Raw genomic sequence first — 17,156 nt, 5'->3', positions numbered from 1 at the left:
GTGCGAGGCGCGGGCAAGACCGAAGGTCAGGCCGCCCGGATCAGCACGAAGCCTCGGCGGCGGCTCTCCTGAAGGTTGTCTCTCAGCTCGCGGGCGATCAACTCGTCGAACCCCTCCGGAGTCCGGCAGCCGCAGGATGAGCCACCCCCAGGGCCGTAGCCCCTAGGAGCCGAGTCCTCACAGCGCAGGTCCGGCGGGACCCCTCGCTGCAGGGTGACACAGAGGTCGTGCTCGCAGGCTCGACCCACCAGTTTGACGCGACAGCGATGCGGTGACATCGCCACCTCCTTCTCGACCCAAGTTGGGCCCGGTCTGGGAGGCCTCTAGACTTGGCGACTGCTACATCGAGGTTGTCTGGATGACCTCCGGCGGGGCGAGCGTTGCAAGCGCTCGTCCCGCTTCTTCTTGTGGACATGGACCCGTCGCTGCGGGCGGGCCCATCCTGACAGCCACCACTGACAGCTGCCGGGCTCTCGGGGTAGGCCACGCGGTTGCGCGACGCTCCGGGGCCTGACCATTCATAACCAGATCTTTGCTTTCCACCGCTCATTGATAAGCAGCGGGAATGTTACATACGGACGGTCGCTGCGCAAGATTGGCTGCATCTCGACAACAGCGCCACTTTCCCCGCCGCCCGCCATGCGCGGATCAGAAGCCGTCCTTGGCCATGTTCCCGAAGCGGGAGTAGTGGCCCTGCCATGCCAGGACGATGTCCTTCGTCGGGCCGTTGCGGTGCTTGGCGACGATGACGTCCGCCTCGCCCTCGCGCTCGGGGTTGTCCCGGTCCCGGTGCAGGAGGATGACGACGTCCGCGTCCTGCTCGATGGATCCCGACTCGCGCAGGTCCGACATCTGCGGCCGCTTGTCGGTGCGCTGCTCGGGTCCACGGTTGAGCTGGCTGATCGCGATGACCGGCACCTCGAGCTCCTTCGCCAGGAGCTTGAGCGCCCGGGAGAACTCGGCAACCTCCTGCTGGCGGGACTCGACCTTCTTGCCGGAGCTCATCAGCTGCAGGTAGTCGATGATGACGAGCTTGAGACCGTGCTGCTGGCTCAGCCGGCGCGCCTTCGCCCGGATCTCCATGAGCGACATGTTCGGGCTGTCGTCGATGAACAGCGGCGCCTCGGACAGCGTCCCCATGTACCGGGCGAGCTTCTTCCAGTCGTCCTCCGACAACGTGCCCTTGCGCAGGTTCTGCAGCTGGATCGAGGCCTCCGCGGCGAGGATGCGCATCGTGATCTCGGTGCGGCTCATCTCGAGGCTGAAGATCGCCGCGGGCTGACCGTGCTTGATCGCGGCCGCCCGCGCGATGTCGACCCCGAGCGTCGACTTGCCGACCGCCGGACGCGCCGCGACGACGATCATCTGGCCCGGGTGGAGACCGTGCGTGAGGCTGTCGAGCTCGATGAAGCCCGTCGGCACGCCGATCATCTCGTCGGTCCGGCCGGCGGCGACCTCGATCTCGGTGAACGTCTCCTCGAGCGTGCTCGCCAGCGGCACGTAGTCCTCGCTGCCGCGCTGGTCGGCGACCTTGTACACCTCCGCCTGGGCGCGGTTGACGATGTCCTCGACGTTGCCCTCGCCGGCCCCCCGGCCCATCTGGACGATCTTCGTGCCCGCGTCGACGAGCCGACGCAGGACGGCCCGCTCCGCGACGATCTGCGCGTAGAACCCCGCGTTCGCCGCCGTCGGCACCGACTGCACGAGCTCGTGCAGGTACGCCTGGCCGCCGATGCGCTGGAGGTCACCGCGCTTGGTCAGCTCGTCGGCGACGGTGATGGCGTCGGCCGGCTCCCCGCGCCCGTAGAGGTCGATGACCGCGTCGAAGATCGTCTCGTGCGCGGGACGGTAGAAGTCCTCCCCCCGCACCTGCTCGGCGACGTCGGCGATCGCGTCCTTGCTCATGAGCATCGAGCCGATGACCGAGCGCTCGGCGTTGACGTCCTGCGGCGGGAGGAGGTCGTCCGGACCCGAGGCCGAGGGGGCGCCGTACTGGGTCTCCAGCTCGTCGATCGACACCGATCATCCCCTGCTCGTCGCTGCGGAACCGGCCCCGGTCGAGGGGCGGGCGACCCCGTCGGACGGGGCGTGGCGCCCACTGTCGCACCGGGGTCCGACAACCCCAAACGAGGCGGTGGACGCCCCCGTGGACAGGCTGTGGACGACACGCGGAGCGCAGTGCACAGGAGGTGGACAGTTCTGTGGAATCTCGGGTCACAGCCGTATCGGCATGGCGCTGACCTGCGGAAATGGGATCCACGGGATGTGGATCGAAAAAAGTTGGGCCCCCTCGGTCATCCACAGCCGCCACGCCGGTGGGGCATCGTCCGCCTCGTCCGTCAACCCCTCCGGGTGAACCGCTCGGCGCTCTCGCGGGCGTTCGGGCGCCACCCTCACCAGGGCTTCTCGACGTAGCCCTGCGGGTCGTCGTTCACCTGCTCGTCGAACCGGCGGCGCGTGGACGCCTCCCGACCGCCGCCAGCGTTCTTCTCCCGCAGCTTCGACTCCTGGTCCTGGCTCGGGGTGTCGGCCTCGCCCGGCTGGTCCCCCGGCTGGTTGCGGGGCTTCCCACCCTCGCCCTCGCCGCCCTCGCCGGCCCGCTTCCTCGCGTCGGACAGCTGCTTGCTCGCCTTGCCGCCCTGACCGTCCCTGCCGCCCTGCAGGCACTCCGGCGGCGCCGCGTCGACGATCGCGACGACCTCGTCCTTGCGCGCCTTCGAGGTCGCCGTGTCCCCGGCCTCCTCGGCCTTGGCGCCCTGCCGCTCGACGACGAGCACAAGGTTCGCGCGCACCGCGCACTCCTCCGGCGCCCCGTCGACCCGCCGCAGCGCCTTCTCCAGCTGCGGCCGGGCCCGGTCGTCCTCCCCGCGCATCGCGTACCCCGTGCCGAGGTCGTACGGGGCCTTCCACCGCTCGACGACGTTGATCGGGGCGAGCAGTCGTGACCGTCCGACGACCCGCTCGGCGTCGCCCTCGTCGAACCCGCTCGTGGCGCCCGCGGCGACGAACGGCAGGCTCAGCCAGCGCAGGGCGAGGATCCCCACGAGCAGGACCGGCAGGGCGCCCCACAGCAGCAGCCGCCGGCGCAGGGCCAGCCGACGCGCCCGGTCACGCGGATCCTCCGGTCGCACCGCACCCATCACGCCCCCTCCCTCGTCGGTGCCGACAGCCGCGCGAGCCCCCGGACGATCGCCGCGGCGTCCCATGCCAGCAGCCCGAGCGCGCCGAGGACGAGCAGCCAGTACAGCGGGAAGCCGACCGGCACGCCGCCCTCGGTCCCGGCGATCCCCCCGCGGTCGACACCCTCGAGGGCCGGCGCGATCGAGCCGCCGGAGTTCCGGTTGACGTACGGCACCCCGAGCTGGTCCGCGACCCCCCGGAGCGCCCCCTCGTCGATGCTCGAACGCGCCGGCTGCCCCCGGTACTGGATGTCCTCGGTCGGCTCGCCGTCCTTCTCGAGGCCGGGAAAGGCGTCGTTGCGGCGCATCGGCCCGCCGTCGGCGGTCCCGTAGCCGAGCACGGCCCCGCCGTCGACGAGATCCTTCGGCACGTCCAGGGGTTCCGGCGCCGCACCGTTCGTCTGCTCGCCGTCACCGAGGTAGAAGACGACGTGCGCCCGCCCGGGGTCCTTCTCCTCGGCGCGCTCCAGCGTCTCCCGCAGGGCGTCCCGGGCGACCGTGATCGAGGACCCCTTCGCCCTGAACGTCGACTCGGTGTCGAGGATCTCCATCGCGCTCGCGAGCGCGGCCGCGTCGTCGGTGAGCGGCATCGTCAGCCGGCCGCGGGAGTCGAAGGTGATGAGCGCGTACTTCGCGCCGGACAGCTCCTGGGCGATCGCCGCGGTGTCGGCGCGGTACCCCTCGAGCCGCTCCTTCCCGCCGTCGTAGTCGCGGGCGGCGGCCGAGCTCGTCGTGTCGACGACGAAGATGACGTCGAGCTCGCGCTGGCCTGCGGCCGCCGACCCGTTGCCGACCCCCGGGGACAGCAGCGCGAGCGCGACGAGCGCGAGCGCGCCGCCGCGGCGCGCTCCGGCGGCCCGGCCGACCCCACGCCCTCGAGGCGCGAGCGCGACGAGCGCGGCGAGCCCGAGCAGGAGGAGCACGAGCGGGGTCGTCAGGAGCCAGCCCAGGACCGGGGAGAACCTCATCGGCGCCACCACCAGGCAGCGAGCGCATACCCGCCGAGCAGGAGCGACAGCAGGAGCAGCGGCCAGCGCGGCCGGTCGTCGCGGGTGACGGCGGGAGCCTTCGGGGTCTTCGCGGCCTCCGTCCGCTCGACGTCGTCGACGACCCCGTCCACGGCGCCCTCGTCCTCGAGCGCGAACGCCTTCCCGCCCGTGCGTGCCGCCGCCTGCTCGAGCTCGGCGCCCTCCGTGCCGGGGAACGGGTTGGGATTGAGCGCGTACACCCGGATGTCGGACTCCTTCGCGAGCGCGGCGGCCTCCGGCACGGTGTAGACCTGCGGACCGTTGACCATGTTGTCGGTCGCGAGGACGACCGAGCGGGAGCGCTTCTCGCCCTTGCGGTCGAACGCGAGGACGCACGAGGCGAGGCCGTCGCCGATGAGCGAGGAGCCGCCCTCCGCGTAGGTCCCGGCGGCGGGGTCGGTCCCGCCCCGACTCAGCCCGTCGAAGCCCGCCGCGGCCTCGTCGAGACGCTCGACGACGAACTCGTAGTCGTCCGTGAGCGGGAACGCGGTCACCGCGCGGCCGTCGAAGAACACGAGCGCGATCCGCTCGCCCTCGAACCCGTCGACGATCGTCGAGAAGCGCTCGACGACGGCCTTGTCGACCTCGGTCATCGAGCCGGAGACGTCGAGGCACAGGACGATGTCACGGGTGCGGGCCTCGGGCGTGGTCGAGCTCTCCCGGCTGGGTCGGCCCGCGGTCCACGCCCCGACGACCAGGACGAGGGCGAGCACGGCGCCGAGCGCGATGAGCCGCAGGCGCAGCCGCGCGAGCGCGGCGCGGTAGCGGGGCAGACGGGTGAGCCGGTCGGTGTGGGCCGCCAGGACGGCGTCCCCGTCGGATCGGCCACGCTCGCGCCACCACAGGACCGCCACCCCGGCGATCGCGACGAGGAGGACGAGCAGCGTCAGCGGCCACCACACGAGACTCACGCGCGCCACCCCCGCACCAGCTGCGTCGCGGCGTCCGCCGATCCGAGCGCCGCGTCCGTCGTCCGCGACGGCTCCCCCGTGCCGAACTGCGCCGGGTAGAACCGCTCGACGAGATCGACCAGGTGGGGCGGGGCCACGGCGCGCAGGTCCTCGAGCGTCATCCGCTCGGCGTGCAGGCCGCTGGCCGTCGACACGAACGACCGGACGCTCCGCGAGAGCTGGTGGTGCGCGCGGCGCGGGCTGGTCTCGCCTCGCTCGACCGCGGCGCGGACCTCGGCGATCTCCGCCAGGCACCGGGCTCGGGCGGCCTCGACGACGCTCGGCCGCACGACCGGGACCGGCGCGACGACGGAGCGGCGCCGGGTGAGCAGGAGTGTCAGCGCGAACCAGGCGGCGATCCCCACGAGGAGGAGGAAGCCCAGCAGCGGCCAGAGGATCGAGTAGCCGACGGTCGGGACGAGCTCGCCCTCGAGGACGACGGGGCGCAGGACGGTCACGGCCGGGACGGCGGCGGTCGGGACGGCGGCGGTCGGGTCAGCCACGGGCGTGCCTCGCGAGGAGGTCGAGGACTGCGAGGACGACGTCGTCCTCGCAGGTCACCCGCGCGCTGGAGACGCCGAGCCGGCGCAGGCACTGCTCGAGACGGTGCGTGCGCTCGGTCTCGCTCGCCTCGAACAGGGCGACGAGCCCCGGGTCGACCGAGCCGACGTCCGGCAGGAGGGTGCCGCGCGCGACGTCCCGGACCGTGCGGCCGCCCGAGGGGTCGACGTCGGCGACCGTCATCCAGAGGACCTCGTGCCGGACGCGCACGCGCCGCAGGACGGGGTCGACCCGGTCGGCCTCGACCCCATCGTCGGCGACGACGAGGACGATCGAACGGGTCCGCTCGTGGCGGGCGACGTGCTCCAGCAGCGCGACGACGTCCCCGGGCGGAGCGGCCGGGGTCGGGTCGGCGTCGATCCGCCGCAGGAGCAGCTCGAGGTGCGACTCGGTGGCCAGGGCCCGTGAGCCGGTGACCCGGCCCCCGCGACCGGAGACGAGCGCGACCTCGTCGCCGTGGCCGAGGGCGAGCGAGCCGAGGATGCCGCACACGAGGACGGCGAGGTCGGCCTTGCGCTCGCCGCCGGGCGTGCTCGCGGCCATCTCCCGACCCGTGGGGACGACGCACCGGATGACGTGCCGGCGCTCGGCGACGTACCGCTTGACCAGCGGCGCACCGTGCCGGGCGCTCGCCTTCCAGTCGATGTCCCGGACGTCGTCACCGGCGACGTACTCGCGCAGGTCGTCGAAGTCGTGGCTGCGGCCGGTGTGGATCGAGGCGTACCCGCCGTCGAGCAGCCCGATCGTCGCGCGCCGGGCGTGGATCGACAGCGACGTGCGGACCTTGCGGACGAGCGAGGGCATGGCGCGCCCGGGTCAGGGGGTGCGCAGGGCGCCGACGAAGCCGTCGATGATCCGCTCGACCGGGACCTCGTCGGCCGTCGCCTCGTACGACAGGACGATCCGGTGCCGCAGCACCCGGTGCGCCAGGTGCCGCACGTCCTCGGGGATGACGTGGTCACGGCCCCGGATGAGGGCGGCGGCCCGGGCAGCCCGGGCGAAGGCGATCGAGGCGCGCGGGCTCGCCCCGACCTCGACGTAGCGGGCCAGTTCCGGCGGCAGCCAGCGGCGCGGATCCCGGGTGGCGGCGACGAGGTGGGTGATGTAGCCGACGATCGACCGTTCGAGGTGGACGGCGGCGGCGCTGCGCTGGAGGGTGCGGACGTCGTCGAGGCTGATGACCGCGCGGACGGCCTCCTCGAAGACCCCGGCGTCGAGCCGGCGGATGATCTCCGCCTCTTGGTCCGGCGTCGGGTAGTCGAGGACGTCCTTGACCATGAACCGGTCGAGCTGGGCCTCGGGCAGCCGGTAGGTGCCCTCCTGCTCGATGGGGTTCTGCGTCGCCAGGACGAGGAACGGCTGGGGCACCTTGTGGATCGCCCCGCCGATGGACGTCTGCCGCTCCTGCATCGCCTCGAGCATCGCGCTCTGGGTCTTCGCGCTCGAGCGGTTGATCTCGTCGAGCAGGACGACGTTGGCGTGGACCGGGCCGAGCCGGGTGACGAACTCGCCGCGCGCCGCGTCGTAGATCTGGGTGCCGACGATGTCGCTCGGCAGCAGGTCGGGGGTGCACTGGATGCGGTTGAACGAGCCGCCGATCGCCGAGGCGAGCGCGTGCGCGGCGGTCGTCTTCGCCAGGCCCGGCACCGACTCCAGGAGGACGTGACCGCCGGTGACCAGGCCCAGCAGCAGGGTCTCCCGCAGCCGTTCCTGACCGACGACCGTGCGGCCGACGGCCCGCTGGACGGCCTCGACCGCGGCCCGCGCCGCCCGGGGGTCGACCTTCGGGACGGGGGCGCCGCTCGGCGTCGCCGACGGTCCGGCGACCGGGCCCGGCGGCGGGGTCGGCTCACGGTGGTCGCGCGGCTGGTTCATCTCACTCCCCCGAATGGAAAGACCGGTCGGCGGCATCCTTGCAAAGATCGGGGTGCCCGTGCCCCCGGGGTCCATCCAAGGGAGCCTCGATCCGGCATCTACGGTGCAGCTGACCGAGAGCGCGCACCGACGAGGGAGGACGGATGGGTCCCGACGGTCAGGACGCCGGATCGACGGCGGGTGCGTCGGCGAGCGAACCGCGAGGGCCCGGCGACGAGGTCGGGGGCGAGGTCGACCGGGTCGTCGGTCTCGTCGCGGCGTCGATGGCGGCCGAGGGCGCGGCCGCCCACGAGGCGGCCAGGGTCCTCCGCGCCGAGGTCGCCGCCCTCGTCGCGGCGACGGTCGAGCAGGCCCAGGAGGCGGCGCGGCGGCGGGAGCACCTGGCGGAGCTGCTCGTCGACGGGGCGGACCGGCCGGCGGTCACCGCGGCCGCGCGGGCGGCGGGGATCGAGCTGGCGGCGGCGTACCGGGCGGTGCTCGTCCCGGGGTCCATGGCCGGACGGCTCGGCGAGCGCGGGCTGGTGCTTCGGCGGGCCGGGAACGTTCTCGCGCTCGTCGCGGCGGAGGACGAGGAGTGGCTGGCGGAGGTCGTCGAGGGGGCGGCGACGATCGGGCCGTCGGTGGCGAGAGACGTTGTGGCCTCGTCGGTCCGGCTGGCCGAGCGGGTGCTGCCGCTGGCGGTGGCGACCGCGGCGCCCGTGCGGGCGGAGGACCACCTCGCGGCGCTCGCGCTCACGGCCGACCCGGTCGCGGTGGCCGAGATCCGGCGCCGGCGGCTCGCGGCGCTCGACGAGCTGCGGCCGGCGCAGCGGGACCGGCTGCTCGAGACGTTGCGGTCGTGGCTGCGGCACTGGGGTCAGCGCGGCCCGGTGGCGGCCGAGCTGTTCATCCATCCGCAGACGGTGGGGTACCGGCTCGGGCAGCTGCGGTCGGTGCTCGGGGCGGAGCTCGACGACCCCCAGGCGCGGCTGGAGATGCTGCTCGCGCTCGAGGCGGACGCGGCGCCGGTGCCGGGGTCGGAGGGCGAGGCGTGAGCGGGGCGGTTCATGGGCCTGCGGAGGCGATCTCGATCGGGCCGCGGGAGGTGCTCGGGCTCGCCGTGCCGGCGTTCGTGGCGCTGGTGGCGGAACCGCTGTTCCTCCTCGTCGACTCGGCCGTCGTCGGGCACCTGGGGACCGTGCCGCTGGCGGCACTCGGGGTCGCGAGCGCGGTGCTGCTCACCGCCGTCAACCTCTTCGTCTTCCTCGCGTACGGCACGACGGGCTCGGTCGCCCGGCAGGTCGGGGCGGGGTCGACCGCCGGGGCGCTGGCCGCGGGCTTGGCGGGGGTGTGGCTCGCCGCCGGGATCGGCGCGGTCGTCGCGGGGGTGCTCGCGCTGGGGGCGCCGGCGTTCGCGGGGGCGTTCGGCGCGAGCGGTGCGGTGACCGGCGTGGCCGGGACCTACCTGCGGATCAGTGCGATGGGGGTGCCGGCGATGTTCCTCGTCCTCGCCGCGACGGGGGTGCTGCGCGGGCTGCAGGACACCCGGACGCCGATGCTCGTCGCGACGCTTGGTTTCACGGGAAACGCGGTGCTGTGCGTGTGGTTCGTCCGTGGGCTCGGGTGGGGCGTGCCCGGATCGGCGTGGGCGACCGTCCTCGCGCAGTGGGGAATGGCGATCGCGCTGCTGGTCGTCGTGGCGCGCCGGGCGGCCGCTGCCGGGGCGGGGCTGCGGCCGGACCTCGGGGCGGTCGTGCGGGCGTTCGGCGGCGGGGTGCCGCTGCTCGTGCGGACCGTCGCGCTGCGGGCGGTGCTGCTGCTCACCGTGTGGGTGGCAGCGCGGTTCGGCGACGTGCCGCTGGCGGCCCATCAGGTCACGGCGACGATCTGGTCGACGCTGACGTTCGCGCTCGACGCGCTGGCGATCGCGGCGCAGGCGCTGACCGGGCGCGCGCTCGGCGCGGGGGACGTCCGGGCGACGCGGGCGGCGACGGGCCTCATGGTGCGCTGGGGCGTGTGGGGCGGGGTGGTGCTCGGGGTGGCGGTGCTCGCGCTGGCGCCGGTGCTGCCGGCGATGTTCACGCCCGACCCGGCGGTGCGCTCGGCGATCGCGGCGGCGCTCGTCGTCGTGGCGGTGACGCAGCCGCTGAGCGGGTACGTGTTCGTCATCGACGGGGTGCTCATCGGTGCCGGGGACGGGCGCTGGCTGGCGGTCGCGTCGGTGGTGCAGCTGCTGGCGTACCTGCCGGTCGTCGGGCTCGTGCTGCTGGTCGGGCGGTCGGTGTCCGGGGACGCCTGGGGGCTGAGCGGTGCGGCGGCGGTGACGGCGCTGCTGTGGGTCGGGTTCACCGGGTTCATGCTCGTGCGCGGGTTGCTCCTGCGGCACCGGGTGCGGGACGACGCCTGGGCGGTCACCGGCGCGACCCGGTGAGCACCGATCCCCCAGTCACGCACGACGACGAGTGGGACGCCGCAGTTGTGACTCCTCCACAACGCAGTTTCTCCGGCGCGAGCTGCCACGGGGGGACCGGCAAACCCATCCCCTAGCCTGGCGCCATGTCTGGGACCGAGACCGACGCTCCGGTCGCACGCCACATCCGGGTCGTCGCCGCCGTGATCGTCCACGAGGGGCATGTCCTATGTGCTCGCCGGGGGAGCCACGGCCCGCTGGCTGGGTTGTGGGAGTTCCCGGGCGGAAAGATCGAGGAGGGCGAGCAGCCCGAAGTTGCTTTGGCTCGGGAAATCAACGAAGAGCTCGAGTGCGCGATTACCGTGGGCCGACGGATTACCACCACCGACCACCAATACGAGTTCGGGCTCGTGTCCCTCACGTCCTTCTACTGCACTCTCGCGGCAGGGACGCCCACCCTGACCGAGCACACTGAGGTCAGGTGGCAACGGCCCAAGGATCTCGCGCACCTCGAGTGGGCGCCCGCGGATGTACCTGCGGTGCGGATCGTCACGGCCGACCTCGGCGATGACTGACTTCGTTTGGTCGCGGGACCTCGCGCTCGACGTCCAGTACGGCTACGTAACCAGTGAGGCCAGCGCGCCGAGGATTCACCACCCACGGGTCGTCCTCAACGGTGGCGACACCACCGTGCTCCGCACCCTCCGCGACGAATTGCGCCGGTGCGACGGCTTCACGTTCTCCGTTGCTTTCGTCTCGCCGAGCGCGCTAGCCATGATCAAGACCGATCTGCTCGAGTTTCGGGGCCAGGGCCGGATCATTACGTCGGACTATCTCGCCTTCAACTCGCCGCACGCCTTCGCCGAGCTGCTCGACCTGAGCAACCGCGGGGTCGACGTGCGGATCCACTCGGCCGCCGCCTTCCATCCCAAGGGCTACATCTTCCAGCACGAGCACACCGTCTCGGCGATGGTCGGTAGCGCCAACCTCACGGCGAACGCCTTACTGCGTAACCACGAGTGGAACCTCCTGGTCTCGTCCTCGAACGACGGCGACCTCGCACGCCAACTCGACGCGCTCCTCGCTGAGCAGGTCGCGGACTCCGCACCGATTACCGCGTCATGGGTGGAGAGGTACACCGCGTCATACGTCCCCCCGGGCGCGCGCCCGCGCCGGGCCGCGCTGCCAGGCCCACCGCCGCAGTCACCAGAAGAGCCGCTGAGCGCGCCAGGTGTCGACGCGTCACCGACCAGCAACGGCCCGTTGATCGCGCATACGCCGGCCACCCCGACCGTGATCGAGGCGGTTCCGGTGGTTCCGCTCCCGGAACGACCAGCCGACGCCCCCGCGGCGCCTCCACCCCACGGCTCGGAAGAGGCGGCCGTGACGGGCCCGCCGGCGATCCTGCCGAACCGGATGCAACGTGCGGCCCTCGAGGCGATTGCCGAGGTCCGGTCGATGGGCGCCAAACGAGCCCTGATCATCTCCGCCACCGGCACCGGGAAGACAATCCTGTCCGCCTTGGACGCTAGATCTCAGCGCCCGCGCCGCCTCCTGTTCGTCGTCCACCGCGAGCAGATCCTCGACCGCACGATCGACGAGTTCCACCGGGTCCTAGGCGGGCCTCGAACTGATTACGGCAAGCTGAGCGGGTCCTCCAAGGAGATATTTTCCCGATACCTCTTCGCAACGGTTCAGACTTTGTCCCGTGACCGCTGGATCGAGCGGTTCGACCGCGACGCGTTCGACTACATCGTCGTCGACGAAGTCCACCGAGCGGGCGCCCGATCACATCAGTCGATCATGTCGTACTTCACGCCCCGGTTCCTGCTCGGCATGACCGCTACACCCGAGCGCCCTGACGCCTTCAACGTGTTCGAGTTGTTCGATTACACCGTTCCGTATGAGATCCGACTCAAGGAGGCACTTGAGGCGGACATGCTCGTGCCTTTTCACTACTACGGCGTGACCGACATCGAGTTCGAGGATGGGACGACGACCACGGAGGAGACCCGCCTGGATCTCCTCACCTCTCCCGAACGGGTTCGCCACATTATTGGAGCCATCGAGACCTACGGACAGCATGGGATCCGCACGACGGGACTGATCTTCTGCTCCCGCCGCCAAGAGGCCATAGAACTATCGGAGGCGTTGAACGAAGCTACCATCAACGGAGCCCCCGTACGGACCGTCTGCCTCACCGGGGGCGACCCGATCGAGTATCGCAATGCATGCATTGCCCGACTCGAATCAGGTGAACTCGATTACATCGTCACCGTGGACGTGTTCAACGAGGGCGTCGATATTCCGTCCGTGAACCAGGTGATCCTCCTGCGGAACACCCAGTCGCCTATCGTTTTCGTCCAGCAACTGGGTCGGGGCCTGCGTAAGGCCCCCGGCAAGGAATACCTTGTCGTCATCGACTTTATCGGCAATTACACCAACAACTTCATGATCCCGATCGCCCTATTCGGAGATAATTCTCTAAACAAGGAATCGCTACGAAAGAACCTCGCAGTCGCTGAAGAGCGCGGCGCGATCGCGGGATTGTCGTCCGTGCAGTTCGACCGCATCGCCGAGGAGCGGGTCTTCCGATCCATCGCGCAGGCACAACTAACAAGCACTGCGCGGCTCAAGGCGGCGGTCATCGACATGTACCACCGCGTTGGTCACGTGCCCGAGCTGTGGGATTTCGTCCGTTTTGATTCGGCCGATCCCGTGCTCTTGGCCACGACCCGGCAGAACTACCCGGAGCTCGCACGCAGCTTCCTTCGTCAGCCCTCCCCGTTCTCCCCGGTGGAGTCGACCTATCTCACCCACCTCTCGCACGAAGTGCTCTCGGCCAAACGACCGCACGAAGCCATCGCCCTTGCCGCGCTCCTGCGGTCGGGGCGAATGGCGCTACCCGATCTCGGCCGCGAGCTGGCTGGGTTGTACGCAGAGGATCCGGATCGCACCCTCCGGAGCACGGTCGACACCTTCACTACCGAGCGCCACTCCGAGGCAGATCGGCGCAAATACGACGGCGGCATCGCCCGTGTCGAGGGTGACGTGGTCGCGTTGCAGCCCGAGTTCTGGGAGTCGTACACCCACCATCCGGAATTCCGCCTCGCGGTGAACGATCTCGTCCGGACCGCGCAGCACCTCGTCGCCACAACTTACGCGGCAGACCGCGCCTTCACGCCGGAACGCCAGTACTCACGCAAAGAGGTTGCTCGAATTCTCACGTGGCCCCGCAGTTACACCTCGACGATCTACGGTTACAGGGTCGACGACGAGACTGCGAAATGCCCCATCTTCGTGACTCTGCACAAGGCGGGAGACATCGCGGCGAGTACGGCATACGAGGATCGCCTTATCGATCGCCACACCATGCAATGGTTCTCGAAAAGCCGCCGGACGCTGGAGAGCGCCGACGTGCAGAGGATCAGGGGCGGTGCAGTCGACCTCGATGTCTTCGTCAAGAAGGATGACGCTGAAGGCGTTGGTTTCTATTACCTCGGCCAGGCCCGCGTCGCGGATGCCGAGCAAACGACGATGTCCGACGACAAGGGTAATGAACTTCCCGTCGTCCGCATGATCCTCCGATTTGACGAACCGGTGTCGAGCACCCTGTACGACTACTTCCACCCGACCGTGGCGAAGATCTGACCCCGCCCGTCAGAACACGCCGGTCGCTGCCTCGCGCCTCGGATCGCCGGCGGCCTCGAGCACGCCGTCCTCGCGCCGGTACGCCGCACCCACCCCACCGAAGAACATCGACCGCTCCCCGTGCCCGCGCGACGGCAGGGGCGAGCGCTGCACCGCCGCGATGACCTCCGGGTCCTCCTCGAACTCGACGACCCCCTGGCCGTCGACGATCGACACGTGCACCCGCGGCCGGTCGATCGCCGACTGCAGGTCCAGCCCGTGCAGGCACCCCTGGTTGATGACCTGCATGAGCGCGGTCGTGATCCGGTCCGCGCCCGGCGACCCGATCGACAGCACCCGCCCGTCCGCGGTCCGCGCGACGCTCGGCGCCATGTTCGACGCCAGCCGAGTCCCCGGGGGCAGCGCGTGGATGCCCAGGCGGTTGAGCTCGATCTCCCCCAGTGCGTTGTTGTGCACCAGCCCGGTCCCAGGCGTCGTCACGCCCGAGCCGTACCCGGCCGACGCGGTGATCGCGCACGCGTTGCCCTCGGCGTCGACGACCGACACGTGCACCGTGCTCGCCGACGTCGACGGCTGGTCCGCGCCGGTCGCCACCTCCCGCAGCCCCTCGAGCCCGGCTCGTGCCGCGGTCTGCAGCACGAGCCGCCCGTCCGCCTCGAGGTCGCGGCTGTGGTCGTGCACCTGCGCCCGGTACGACAGCACGCGGTGCTGGACGTCGATGACGTCGTCGTAGCCCTGCCCGGCCCGCGTCGCGAGATCACCGAGCATGAGCGCGAGCATCACCCCGCCGACGCTCGGCGGCGGGTTCGTCGCGACGTGCCAGTCGCCGAGGGTGACGCGGTACGGCTCCCGCACCACCGGCCGGTACGCCGCGAGATCCTCCGCGGACAGCAGACCGCCGCGGGCATCCATGTCGGCCACGATCGCCCTCGCGAGCGACCCGGTGTACAGCGCGGCCGCCCCCTCCTGGGCGATGACCTCGTAGGACGCCGCCAGATCGGGGAGCCGCACGACGTCACCGCGCCGCAGCGGCGCCCCGTCGGCGCGGTGGTGGCTCCTCCTGGTCTCCGCGTCCCACCCGAAGATCGGCCCACCGACGAAGCAGAGGTACGTCTCCGACGCCTGCCCGACGACGAACCCCGACCGCAGGACGTCGATCGCCGGCGCGAGCACCTCCGCCCAGCCGATCCCCCCAAACCGGTCGTGCGCCTCCTGGAACGCGGCGAACGAGCCCGGGGTCGCCACCGACCCGTGCCCGACGAAGAGCTCGACCCCGCCGCCGTACTCGATGTGCAGCGGGCGCAGGCCCCCGCCGAACGCCTCCGACGGCCGTCCTCGCCCCGGCATCTCGACGTTCCCGTCGATGACGATCGGGTATCCGCCGGCAGGCCACACCGACACGAAGGCACCGCCGAGCGGCGTGACCATCCCCGGCTCGGTCGCGACCGCCGTGGTCATCGCCGCGAGCGCGGAATCGACGGCGTTGCCCCCGGCGGCGCACGCCCGCGCCGCGGCATCGACGGCATGGCGGTTGGGGGCGGCGACGGCGATCCGGGTCATCCGTCGATTCTTCCGCAGCACGCGAAGGCCCCGTCACCGGCCATGACGGTTCGGTGACGGGGCCCTGACGTCGCCTCGCAGCAGACGCGCGTCATCTGGTGCATCTGCGCGCGATATTCGGCGCGCAGATGGCAATTGCGCGCGCAATTGCGAAGAGGGGTGAGGCGAGGTGGGTCAGCCGGGGACGACCGTGAAGCTCAGCGACGCCTGGACCTCGGGGTGGAGGCGGACGGTGGCGCTGCCCGGGCCGAGCTGCTTGACCGGCTGCGGGATCTCGATCGTGCGGCGGTCCAGCTGCGGACCACCGGCGGCAGCCACCGCGTCGGCGACGTCCTTGGTCGAGACGGCGCCGAACAGGCGACCCTCGGCCGAGGCGTGCGCCGGGACCTTGAACGCCAGCGACTCGAGGTTGCCCTTGATGCTCTGGGCCTCCTCGAGCGACTTCACGGCGCGGGCCTTGCGACCGGCCGCGATCGCGTCGACCTGCTTCTGGCCGCCCTTCGTCCACGCCGTTGCGAGACCGCGGCGGAGGAGGAAGTTGCGGGCGTAGCCGTCCTTGACGTCGACGACGTCACCGGGGGCGCCGAGGTTGCTCACCTCGTGCGTGAGGATGACCTTCATGTCAGCTCCTTGATGTCAGGTCGGTCGAGGTCAGCGCGAGCTGCTCGAGTACGGCAGCAGGGCCATCTCGCGGGCGTTCTTCACGGCCGTCGCGATGAGGCGCTGCTCCTGGACGGAGACGCCGGTGACCCGACGCGCGCGGATCTTGCCGCGGTCGGAGATGAACTTGCGCAGCAGCGCGGTGTCCTTGTAGTCGATCTTCTCGATCTTCGCGGCCTTGAGGGGGTTGGCCTTCTTCTTCGGCTTGCGAACGACGGGCTTGGCCATCGTGGTGCTCTCCTATCGGACGAGAGCCCGAGGTTGGTCCTCGGGATGGGGTTGAACGTGGAGTGCCGGGCGCCCGGGAGGGGCCGCGGCGAGAGGTCGGGACGGGCCCGACGAGGTGCGAGCGAGGTCGATCAGCGCAGCTGGATCAGCGGTGCTCGATCAGAAGGGGGGCTCGTCGTAGGACGGCGCTCCGCCGCCCCAGCCGCCGCCACCCTGCTGGCCGCCGCCCTGGCCGCCCTGGCCGCCCTGGCCGCCGAAACCACCGGAGCCGCCGCCGGGCTGACCGCCGGTCGCCCACGGGTCGGCCTGGCTGCCGCCCTGCTGGCCGCCGAAACCACCGGAGCCACCGCCCTGCGGACCGCCGAAGCCACCGCCCTGACCGCCGCCCCGCTGGGTCTTGTTGACCTTCGCGGTGGCGTAGCGGAGCGAGGGACCGACCTCGTCGACCTGCATCTCCATGACGGTGCGCTTCTGGCCCGTCTCCTTGTCGTCCCACGAGCGGGAGACGAGGCGACCGGTGACGATCACCCGGGCTCCGCGCTGGAGCGACTCGGCGACGTTCTCGGCCGCCTCCCGCCACACCGAGCAGCGCATGAACAGCGTCTCGCCGTCCTTGAACTCGTTGGTGCTGCGGTCGAAGGTCCGCGGGGTGCTCGCGACGGTGAAGTTCGCGACGGCAGCCCCGGTCGGCGTGAAGCGCAGCTCCGGGTCACCGGTGAGGTTGCCGACAACGGTGATGGGGGTCTCGCCAGCCATGGGTCCTCGTCTCAGGCGTCGGCTCGGAGGAGCTTGGTCCGCAGGACCTGCTCGTTGAGGTTGAGCTGACGGTCGAGCTCCTTGCTCGTCGCCGGCTCGCAGGTGATGGTCGCGACGGCGTAGACGCCCTCGGGCTTCTTGTCGATCTCGTAGGCGAGACGACGACGGCCCCAGAGGTCGACGTTGTCGACGGTGCCGCCGTCCTTCGTCACGACGGTGAGGAACTTCTCGAGCACCGGCCCGGTGTTCCGGTCGTCGATCTCGGGGTCGAAGATGACCATGAGCTCGTACGTGCGCATGCTGATAACCCGCCTCCTTC

The 17,156-nt window shown here is 71.3% G+C and carries 16 protein-coding genes; 4 read left to right on the top strand and 12 right to left on the bottom strand.

Annotated elements, in window-relative coordinates:
• Positions 1-648 precede the first annotated feature (648 nt).
• The 7 genes from dnaB to DAA34_RS03685 form a co-directional block, all read right to left on the bottom strand.
• Positions 649-2,013 carry a replicative DNA helicase gene (gene dnaB / locus DAA34_RS03715; RefSeq protein ID WP_407657034.1) on the bottom strand — a complete coding sequence of 455 codons (1,365 nt, stop codon included), beginning with the start codon at positions 2,011-2,013 and terminating at the stop codon, positions 649-651.
• 380 nt (positions 2,014-2,393) lie between these two features.
• A complete protein-coding gene (locus DAA34_RS03705; protein WP_106817671.1) occupies positions 2,394-3,140 on the bottom strand; it encodes a hypothetical protein in 747 nt (248 codons plus the stop codon).
• Positions 3,140-4,147: a VWA domain-containing protein gene (locus DAA34_RS03700; protein WP_158707594.1), complete on the bottom strand. Its 1,008-nt coding sequence runs from the start codon at positions 4,145-4,147 to the stop codon at positions 3,140-3,142. Before DAA34_RS03700 ends, DAA34_RS03705 begins: the two co-directional genes overlap by 1 nt.
• Positions 4,144-5,118, bottom strand: a complete 975-nt coding sequence (locus DAA34_RS03695; RefSeq protein WP_158707593.1) for a VWA domain-containing protein — start codon at positions 5,116-5,118, stop codon at positions 4,144-4,146. Before DAA34_RS03695 ends, DAA34_RS03700 begins: the two co-directional genes overlap by 4 nt.
• Positions 5,115-5,660, bottom strand: coding sequence for a hypothetical protein (locus tag DAA34_RS12080; RefSeq protein ID WP_158707592.1), 546 nt, complete (start codon positions 5,658-5,660; stop codon positions 5,115-5,117). Before DAA34_RS12080 ends, DAA34_RS03695 begins: the two co-directional genes overlap by 4 nt.
• Positions 5,653-6,522, bottom strand: coding sequence for a DUF58 domain-containing protein (locus DAA34_RS03690; protein ID WP_106817668.1), 870 nt, complete (start codon positions 6,520-6,522; stop codon positions 5,653-5,655). The genes DAA34_RS12080 and DAA34_RS03690 overlap by 8 nt, the downstream gene beginning before the upstream one ends.
• 12 nt (positions 6,523-6,534) lie before the next feature.
• On the bottom strand, positions 6,535-7,593 hold the full coding sequence (locus tag DAA34_RS03685) for an AAA family ATPase (protein WP_106817667.1): 1,059 nt from the start codon (positions 7,591-7,593) through the stop codon (positions 6,535-6,537).
• 143 nt (positions 7,594-7,736) lie between these two features.
• Between DAA34_RS03685 and DAA34_RS03680 the strand changes: the two genes are divergently transcribed.
• From DAA34_RS03680 to DAA34_RS03665, 4 genes are all read left to right on the top strand, one after another.
• Positions 7,737-8,627 (top strand): PucR family transcriptional regulator, encoded by an 891-nt coding sequence (locus tag DAA34_RS03680; protein ID WP_106817666.1) that lies wholly within the window; start codon positions 7,737-7,739, stop codon positions 8,625-8,627.
• On the top strand, positions 8,624-10,003 hold the full coding sequence (locus DAA34_RS03675) for an MATE family efflux transporter (RefSeq protein WP_234354093.1): 1,380 nt from the start codon (positions 8,624-8,626) through the stop codon (positions 10,001-10,003). Before DAA34_RS03680 ends, DAA34_RS03675 begins: the two co-directional genes overlap by 4 nt.
• 125 nt (positions 10,004-10,128) lie before the next feature.
• The gene (locus tag DAA34_RS03670) at positions 10,129-10,557 is read left to right on the top strand and encodes a (deoxy)nucleoside triphosphate pyrophosphohydrolase (RefSeq protein ID WP_106817665.1); all 429 of its coding nucleotides are present in this window, start codon (positions 10,129-10,131) and stop codon (positions 10,555-10,557) included.
• Positions 10,550-13,633, top strand: coding sequence for a DUF3427 domain-containing protein (locus DAA34_RS03665; RefSeq protein WP_158707591.1), 3,084 nt, complete (start codon positions 10,550-10,552; stop codon positions 13,631-13,633). The genes DAA34_RS03670 and DAA34_RS03665 overlap by 8 nt, the downstream gene beginning before the upstream one ends.
• 9 nt (positions 13,634-13,642) lie before the next feature.
• On the opposite strand, the gene DAA34_RS03660 is transcribed toward DAA34_RS03665, so the two are convergent.
• From DAA34_RS03660 to rpsF, 5 genes are all read right to left on the bottom strand, one after another.
• Positions 13,643-15,193: a gamma-glutamyltransferase gene (locus DAA34_RS03660; RefSeq protein ID WP_106817663.1), complete on the bottom strand. Its 1,551-nt coding sequence runs from the start codon at positions 15,191-15,193 to the stop codon at positions 13,643-13,645.
• 174 nt (positions 15,194-15,367) lie between these two features.
• A complete protein-coding gene (gene rplI, locus DAA34_RS03655) occupies positions 15,368-15,814 on the bottom strand; it encodes a 50S ribosomal protein L9 (protein ID WP_106817662.1) in 447 nt (148 codons plus the stop codon).
• A 30-nt stretch (positions 15,815-15,844) separates the two neighbouring features.
• Positions 15,845-16,081, bottom strand: a complete 237-nt coding sequence (gene rpsR, locus DAA34_RS03650) for a 30S ribosomal protein S18 (RefSeq protein ID WP_106817661.1) — start codon at positions 16,079-16,081, stop codon at positions 15,845-15,847.
• Between the two features lie 159 nt (positions 16,082-16,240).
• Positions 16,241-16,837: a single-stranded DNA-binding protein gene (locus DAA34_RS03645; RefSeq protein WP_106817660.1), complete on the bottom strand. Its 597-nt coding sequence runs from the start codon at positions 16,835-16,837 to the stop codon at positions 16,241-16,243.
• Positions 16,838-16,848: 11 nt separating this feature from the next.
• The gene (gene rpsF / locus DAA34_RS03640) at positions 16,849-17,136 is read right to left on the bottom strand and encodes a 30S ribosomal protein S6 (protein WP_106817659.1); all 288 of its coding nucleotides are present in this window, start codon (positions 17,134-17,136) and stop codon (positions 16,849-16,851) included.
• Between the last annotated feature and the right edge of the window lie 20 nt (positions 17,137-17,156).

This window comes from Janibacter massiliensis, from assembly GCF_900289115.1.
GTDB classification, from domain to species: Bacteria; Actinomycetota; Actinomycetes; order Actinomycetales; family Dermatophilaceae; genus Janibacter_A; species Janibacter_A massiliensis.
Note: the sequence above shows the minus strand (reverse complement) of the source record. Positions and strands in the feature narration are given on the sequence as shown.